General features: G+C 66.3%; 2 protein-coding genes. One reads left to right on the top strand and one right to left on the bottom strand.

The window, feature by feature from the left end:
* Positions 1-2,450: DNA mismatch repair protein MutS (gene mutS, locus EN884_RS31090; RefSeq protein WP_128360941.1), on the top strand; the 2,450-nt coding region annotated here is incomplete at its 5' end.
* Here mutS and EN884_RS31085 read toward each other — a convergent pair.
* Positions 2,451-3,034 (bottom strand): aldo/keto reductase (locus EN884_RS31085; RefSeq protein ID WP_164895265.1); only part of this gene is annotated, 584 nt, incomplete at its 5' end.

Genomic DNA, 3,034 nt, shown 5'->3' with positions numbered 1-3,034 from the left:
ATCTGCAGAAGCTGATCGGCCAGGGTTTCCGCGTTGCCGTCTGCGAACAGATCGAGGATCCGGCCGAGGCGAAGAAACGCGGCGGCAAATCGGTGGTGCGCCGCGATGTGGTGCGGCTGGTGACACCAGGCACCATCACCGAGGACAAATTGCTGGCGCCGTCGGAATCGAGCTTCCTGATGGCGCTGGGGCGGGTGAAAGGCGGAGCGGACCACTCCTTTGCGCTGGCCTGGATCGACATCTCGACCGGCGCCTTCCGCGTCACCGACACCACCGCCGACCGGCTTTTGGCTGACATCTTCCGTGTCGATCCGCGTGAGTTGATCGTTGCCGAGCCAGTGTTCCACGATCCGGAGCTGAAGCCGGTGTTCGACGTGCTCGGCCGCGTCGCCAGCCCGCAACCACCGTCACTGTTCGATTCGGCGTCGGCGACAGGGCGCATCGCCCGCTTCTTCGATGTGGCGACGCCGGACAGTTTTGGCGCCTTTTCGCGCGCCGAACTGTCGGCGATCTCGGGCGCCATTGCCTATGTCGAGAAGACGCAGAAAGCGGAGCGCCCGCCGCTGTCGCGGCCCGAACGCGAGGAGCAGGGTTCGACCCTGTTCATCGATCCGGCGACACGCGGCAATCTGGAACTGCTGCGCACGCTGTCGGGCAGCCGCGAAGGCTCGCTGTTCAAGGCGATCGACCGCACGGTGACCGGCGGCGGCGCAAGGCTGCTCGCCGACCGGCTGATGGCGCCGCTGACCGACCCGGCGGCGATCGGCGCCAGGCTGGACTCAGTGTCGTTCTTTCGTTCCGAAACGCGACTTTGCCAGGCGGTGCGGTCGAGCCTGAAGAGCGTTGCCGACATGCCCCGCGCGCTGTCCAGGCTGGCGCTCAACCGGGGTGGGCCGCGCGACCTTGGCGCGCTGCGCGCCGGCTTCGAGGCGGCAGGCGCGATCGCCGAAATCTTTGCCGCGACCGCCCTGCCCCCGGAACTTGCGGCGGCATTGGCCGCCATCCATGCACTGCCCCAAGCGCTTTCGCAGCATCTGATGCAGGCACTTGGCGACGAACTGCCGCTGCTCAAGCGCGACGGCGGCTTCGTTCGTGGCGGCTACCATGCCGATCTCGACGAGATGCGGGCGCTGCGCGACGAATCGCGAAAGGTGATCGCCGGGCTGGAACGCTCGCTGATCGACGAGACCGGCATCCGCTCGCTGAAAATCCGGCACAACAATGTGCTCGGCTACTATATCGAGGTGACCGCCAACCACCATGCTGTGATGACCGGCAGCGATGGCGCCAAGGCGCGCTTCATCCACCGCCAGACCATGGCCAACGCCATGCGCTTTACCACGACCGAGCTTGCCGAGCTCGAGACCAAGATCGCCAATGCCGCCGACCGGGCGCTCAACATCGAACTGGCCGCCTTCGAGGCGCTGACGACGGAAGCGGTCGGCGAAGCGGAGAAGATCCGTGCCGGCGCCGATGCGCTGGCCGTGCTCGATGTCTCCGCGGCGCTCGCGCTTCTGTCGGAAAGCGAAGCCTGGTGCCGGCCGGTGGTGGATTCGAGCCTTGCCTTCGAGATTACGGGCGGGCGGCATCCGGTGGTCGAACAGGCCTTGCGCCGCTCCGGCGAAGGCCCGTTCGTCGCCAATGATTGCGACCTGTCGCCGGAGGGAGCTGCCCGGAACGGCGCGATCTGGCTTTTGACCGGCCCGAACATGGGCGGTAAATCGACATTCCTGCGGCAAAACGCGCTGATCGCCATCCTGGCCCAGACCGGCTCGTTCGTGCCGGCGACATCGGCCCATATCGGCGTCGTCGACCGGCTGTTCTCGCGTGTCGGCGCCTCGGACGATCTGGCGCGCGGCCGCTCGACCTTCATGGTCGAGATGGTCGAGACGGCAGCGATCCTCAACCAGGCCGGCGAGCGCGCACTGGTGATCCTCGACGAGATCGGCCGCGGCACCGCCACTTTCGATGGCCTGTCGATCGCCTGGGCGGCGGTCGAATATCTGCATGAGAAGAACCGCTGCCGGGCAATCTTCGCCACCCATTTCCACGAAATGACCTCGCTGGCCGGCAAGCTGGCGCGTCTCTCCAACGTCACCATGCGGGTCAAGGAATGGGAAAACGACGTCGTCTTCCTGCACGAGGTCGGCAAGGGTGCCGCCGACCGCTCCTACGGCGTGCAGGTGGCGCGGCTGGCCGGCCTGCCGGAAGCGGTGGTCGACCGGGCCAAGGAAGTGCTGCACCAACTGGAAGAGGGCGAAGTTTCGGGCAAGACCAACCGGCTGGTCGACGATCTTCCATTGTTTTCGGTGGCGGTGAAGCGAGAAGCGCCGAAGCCGGTCAAGAGCGACGCGCTGGGGGCGGCACTCGGCGACATCAACCCGGACGAAATGACGCCACGCGAGGCGCTGGAAGCGCTCTACCGGCTGAAGGGGTTGGCGGGGACGTAGTCAGATCATCTCCAACCCGCGCTTGCGCGCTGGTGGCGGGAAGGCGCGGTCGAGATCGGCGATGTCCTGCGGCGCAAGCTTGATGTCGAGCGCAGCGACATTCTGGCGGACATGCTCCTCGCTGCTGGCCTTCGGGATGGCGATGACGCCCTCCTGATGCATCACCCAGGCCAGGGCGATTTGCGCTGGGGTCGCATTGTGGCGCCCGGCGATGGCTTCGAGCCTGGCATTGCGCGCCAACGCACCCTGCTCGACCGGAGAATAGGCCATCAAGGGGATGCCGCGCTGCCGGCTCCAGGGCGCCAGATCGAATTCGAGGCCACGCCGGACCAAATTGTAGAGCACCTGGTTGGTCTGGACATTGCCGCCATCGGGCAGGCCGATCAGCTCTTCCATCTCGTCGGTGTCGAAATTGCTGACGCCCCAGTGGCGGATCTTGCCGGCCTTTTTCAGGGCCTCGAAGGCCGCGACGGTTTCCGTCAATGGCACGCTGCCGGGCCAATGCAAGAGATAGAGATCGATGCGGTCGGTGCGCAGGCGTTTCAGGCTGTTTTCGCAGGCCCGCTGCACGCCTCGCGCGCGGG

The sequence above is a fragment of the Mesorhizobium sp. M7A.F.Ca.AU.001.01.1.1 genome (assembly GCF_004022735.1).
GTDB classification, from domain to species: Bacteria; Pseudomonadota; Alphaproteobacteria; order Rhizobiales; family Rhizobiaceae; genus Mesorhizobium; species Mesorhizobium ciceri.
Note: the sequence above shows the minus strand (reverse complement) of the source record. Positions and strands in the feature narration are given on the sequence as shown.